Origin of the sequence: Methylophaga sp. UBA1464, assembly GCF_002325665.1 — a bacterium.
GTDB lineage: Bacteria > Pseudomonadota > Gammaproteobacteria > Nitrosococcales > Methylophagaceae > Methylophaga.
In genome coordinates, this window is sequence record NZ_DCSO01000053.1 from 46,092 (window position 1) to 50,532 (window position 4,441).

General features: G+C 44.2%; 5 protein-coding genes. 2 read left to right on the forward strand and 3 right to left on the reverse strand.

The window, feature by feature from the left end; all coding sequences use genetic code 11:
- Both B3O33_RS06610 and B3O33_RS06615 read left to right on the forward strand, forming a co-directional pair.
- On the forward strand, positions 1-1,158 hold a 1,158-nt coding region (locus B3O33_RS06610; RefSeq protein WP_292363238.1), incomplete at its 5' end, for a PQQ-binding-like beta-propeller repeat protein.
- A gap of 79 nt (positions 1,159-1,237) precedes the next feature.
- Positions 1,238-2,677 carry a sensor domain-containing diguanylate cyclase gene (locus B3O33_RS06615; protein WP_292363239.1) on the forward strand — a complete coding sequence of 480 codons (1,440 nt, stop codon included), beginning with the start codon at positions 1,238-1,240 and terminating at the stop codon, positions 2,675-2,677.
- On the opposite strand, the gene B3O33_RS06620 is transcribed toward B3O33_RS06615, so the two are convergent.
- The 3 genes from B3O33_RS06620 to B3O33_RS06630 form a co-directional block, all read right to left on the reverse strand.
- Positions 2,678-3,106, reverse strand: a complete 429-nt coding sequence (locus tag B3O33_RS06620) for a group I truncated hemoglobin (RefSeq protein WP_292362612.1) — start codon at positions 3,104-3,106, stop codon at positions 2,678-2,680.
- Positions 3,106-3,936, reverse strand: a complete 831-nt coding sequence (locus tag B3O33_RS06625) for a DUF3034 family protein (RefSeq protein WP_292362613.1) — start codon at positions 3,934-3,936, stop codon at positions 3,106-3,108. Before B3O33_RS06625 ends, B3O33_RS06620 begins: the two co-directional genes overlap by 1 nt.
- Positions 3,896-4,441 (reverse strand): EAL domain-containing protein (locus B3O33_RS06630; RefSeq protein WP_292363240.1); only part of this gene is annotated, 546 nt, incomplete at its 5' end. The genes B3O33_RS06625 and B3O33_RS06630, both read right to left, overlap by 41 nt.

Genomic DNA, 4,441 nt, shown 5'->3' on the forward strand with positions numbered 1-4,441 from the left:
GGGGTCGGTTATGGGTTGCATCTGGATGCTACAGACTCTGACTCACCCTTGGGCACGGTTGTGGGTATTGCCGGAAAATTTGGTCGTCGTGGTTTTATGGCTGGCTATGATATTCATACCGGTGAGCAGAAGTGGCAGTTTGACACCATTAAATCAGAGAACTGGGAAGGAAACTTCGTTACCAAAACGGCTGATGGCATTGAATTACCTCGTGATATTGCCAAAGAAAAAGCGGCGATGAAAGAACATGCTGATGCCTGGCGTTATGGAGGGGCCTCGGCCTGGAGTACTCCGGTTATTGATCCCTATACCGGGATTCTGCATTTTGGTACAGGTAATCCTTCGCCACAAATGGAAGGCTCTTCGAGGCCCGGAGATAATCTCTACAGCAGCTCATTACTGGCACTTGATGCGAAGAGTGGTGATTACAGGTGGCATTATCAACAGGTGCCGCATGATAGCTGGGGCTATGATGTCGCCAGTCCACCGGTATTATTTGATATTACGATTAAAGGACAGCCTGTTCCGGCGATTGGTCAGGCAGGAAAAACCGGCTGGTTTTATGTGCATGACAGACGTAACGGTAAGTTTCTCTATAAAAGCGACGCTTTTGTCCCGCAGAAAAATATGTTTTCACTGCCCAGTGCAGAGGGCACTATTATTTATCCCGGCGTAATGGGCGGTGCGAACTGGTCACCTGTATCAGTGGATGCCCGCAGACGCCTGGTGTTTATTGCCGGTATTCACTGGCCGGTGGAATATAAACTACATCAACAAGCGGCGGCAGAGGGTAAGGAAGCCGTGCGTTACTCTTCAATGTCGCCATTAAACACCCCGGAAAAACACGGTTTATTGACAGCAATTGATTTAGATGACGGCAAAATTGTCTGGCAGGTTAAAACTGAAAATCCATTGATTGGTGGGGTATTAAGTACCGCCAGTGGCTTAGTGTTTACCGGTGAAGGCAGTGGTGAACTTATGGCTTTTGATGCTGATTCCGGGGACAAACGCTGGAGTGCTAAAACCGAAGCAGGCGTCAATGCGCCGCCTATTAGCTACAGTATTGATGGCAAGCAACATATTGCTGTCGCAGTAGGTGGTAACCGCTTATTTGGTTTTAAAACCGGGCAGAAAATCAAGGTCTGGCGTTTACCCTGAATTGATACCTGTTTCACTATTGTCACCATATCTCTCAATAAGATTTTTATAGATGAATACATTTGGAAACTTTGAATAGATGAATGGTATCAAGGCCAGGGTGATCCTGCTTTGTACCAGCCTGATTTTATTAACGGCCTTCACTATGCAGCTCAGTCATGGCTGGTTTATTCATCAGCATAATCAACGGCAGATTCATGAGCAGGTTGCCAATGCCTCGCATTTCCTGCATCAATACATTGATAGTCGTGAAACCAGCTTGCGTTATTCAACTGAAATAATAATTCAGGATTTCGGCTTCCGGGAAGCCCTTGCTACCAACGATTTGCCGACAATCAGCAGTATGCTCACGAATCATGCTCAGCGGATCCAGGCTGACCTGATGCTGTTAGTTGATAATGAAGGAAAGCTGGTTGCAGCGAATGAACTGAATTTTCCGTTAACGGAACTGGTTAATCTCAATTGGTCTGCATTGCAAAAAGTTTCTGGTCAGGGTCAGTTTGCAGAGATCAATAACCGTTTATATCGTTTGTTCAGTCTGCCGGTAAAAGCGCCTCATCAAATCGCAATGGCGTTTATTGCGTTTGAAGTGACCATTCCTCTGCTCGAGACATTAAAGGTGAAGACAGGGCTGGATATTATTTTTCAGTCCTCTCAGTCGGAGTTGTTTTTAACGACATTAACCATAGATAAAACTGAATTTGAAGAATACTTACTAAAAGATACTTCGCCGAATCTATGGTGGAAAAGGTCGCAATATTTATTGGAGCAGTCGTTCCTGCAAAGCCCGTTGGATCAGCAAATTGAATTGTTTTTACTGGCAGATTTATCAGTTTTTTACCGGGGTTTGGACCGGTTAAATTACTCGTTACTGGCATTAACATTTTGTATCGTATTATTGGCAGTGATTCTGAGTACACTGCTGGCCCGTCGATTGGCAAATCCATTGTCCAGCCTTTATCAGGATCTTACTTATCGGGCAACGCATGACCATTTAACTAAACTGTTAAATCGACATGCTGCTATTGAACGTATTTCTGAAGAGCTGATACGTTCCTCGCGCAGTGACAAAATCTACTGTGTGGCTCTGTGTGATATTGATAACTTCAAAAAAATAAATGATACCTATGGTCATGCCGTGGGTGATGAGGTGCTACGCCGGTTTGCATCCCGTTTAAAAACCACATTACGTCATTACGATGTGCTGGGGCGGTTTGGTGGCGAAGAATTTTTAATTGCCTTGCAATTAAAGCCTGATGAAGCAACGGCATCTTTTGAACGTTTGAGAACAATTATCGACTCGGCACCAATTGTCGGTGGTTCACACTTAATTCCGGTTACGATGAGTTGTGGGGTGTGTTTATTGTGGCCGGAGGAGGCCGTGCCGCCGATAGATGTGATTTTGCAGGCTGCCGATACGGCTTTATATAAAGCAAAAGATCATGGCCGTAATCAGGTTATATTTACGCATGTTCCACAGTTTCCAATGGTCGAAGCAGCCATTGAAGATGAAGTGTAATTAAAGATAGATAATTTCTTTGCGTAATGGCGCGAGTCGGGCAATCAGCTGATTTTGAATACGGTGTGGAATGCCTTCAGTGTCCATGGCATTAATTAATAAATCCACCATATGGTTAAAGTCTTTTTCATTGATATTCATACCGGTATGAATATCCACCATGTTATCGCCGGTGTATTTGCATGGACCATCGCTGATTGCACAAAAATGCTCTATCAGGTTTTCCTTAAAACGACTGACACTGGCTTCAGCGAAATAATGAAATATTTGTTTGTCTTGTCCAATCTCCTGCACCAGGTTTTCCACGATATTCTCAATGCCAGACTCTCCACCTAACTTTTTGTATAACGTGGTATCTGGGGGGCTGGCACAAGCTGATATCATCAAACAAAGTGCGACGAGAACGCTATATCGATATTTTAATGACATCAAAAGTAACCTGTAACAGAAAAATACGGGCCTTTTTGGTTTTTTGCTCCGGCGATTTCACCTAAGTCCAGCCAGGCGGCAGTTACGCTGATAACCTTATTGGGAAACCAGGCGATAAAGACATTAGACCAATCATCTTCTTTTAAACCCAGATTATCGGGTTTTTGACGGTATTCAACGCCTAACGCTAAATGTCGGCTGAATAATATTGCGGTGGAGGCTTCCCAAAAAACTTCACGCTGATTATCTCGCCCAGCATTACCGAAACCTAACAATCCAGTTTGATTGGCTTCTGTGGAGCGGGCAGTGATATTCCATAGCCAGTTATAACCAGCTATCGCGCCAAGATGCAGCTTACTTGCCGACAGATAGATATCGGTACCGGAATCTTCATCAGCGCCTAACAGATACGCCACAGTCGGATCATCAAGTTTTTTATGCTGCATGCCCAGACTGATTTGCGGGAAACGACTGTAGACAATATCGCCATAAAGTCGTGCTTTAATGCCCAGGACGCGTTGCTTGATATTCAGATTTAAGGTATCAACATGAAATTTCTGTTTGGCGACAGAAAATTCAACGCGATCATAAAAAGACGCTTGAGCACCACAGACATGCAAGTCGTAATGATCAACATTGGCACCACTACAGAATACGTTGGCAGCAATTTCATCACGGCTGCCATATCCGGCCAACTGTGCCCATGGAACAAAACCACCCCCGGCAGAACCTTCAATTGTGGAAATTCCGGGGGTGGCAATTAATTTGCCATCAGCAGCATAGAGCTGACTAGTGAGTGTTAATGTCAGCAGGAACAGAATAAGTGGCATTATTTTCACCTAACCAAGCGACAAGATCATTGGCATCTCGTGGTTTACTAATTAAATATCCCTGCACGCTATCGCAATCCATTTGTGTTAATAATTCATAACTGGCGCTGTTTTCAACGCCTTCAGCGACCACTTTCAGGCCGAGAGAGTGTGCCAGAAAAATAGTTGAGGAGACAATTTTCTGATCGGTATGTGATGTATCCAGATTTCTGATGAAACTCATATCCAGTTTCAGTTCATCGACTGGCAGAATTTTCAGTTTGGACAAAGAAGACTGACCAATTCCGTAGTCATCAACAGCAATTTTATAGCCCGCTTTTTTAAGACTTTTAAGTACCTCAATACCTAATGCTTCGTCGTACATGATATCGCGTTCAGTAATCTCAATGGTGACCAAGTCTGGCGGTATATTGTATAAACCGAATTGGGAATGCAGGAAGCGGCAAAATTCTGGATGTGCCAGATCTTCAGCCGAAACATTGATAGCGGCTTTGAGGTGTAACCC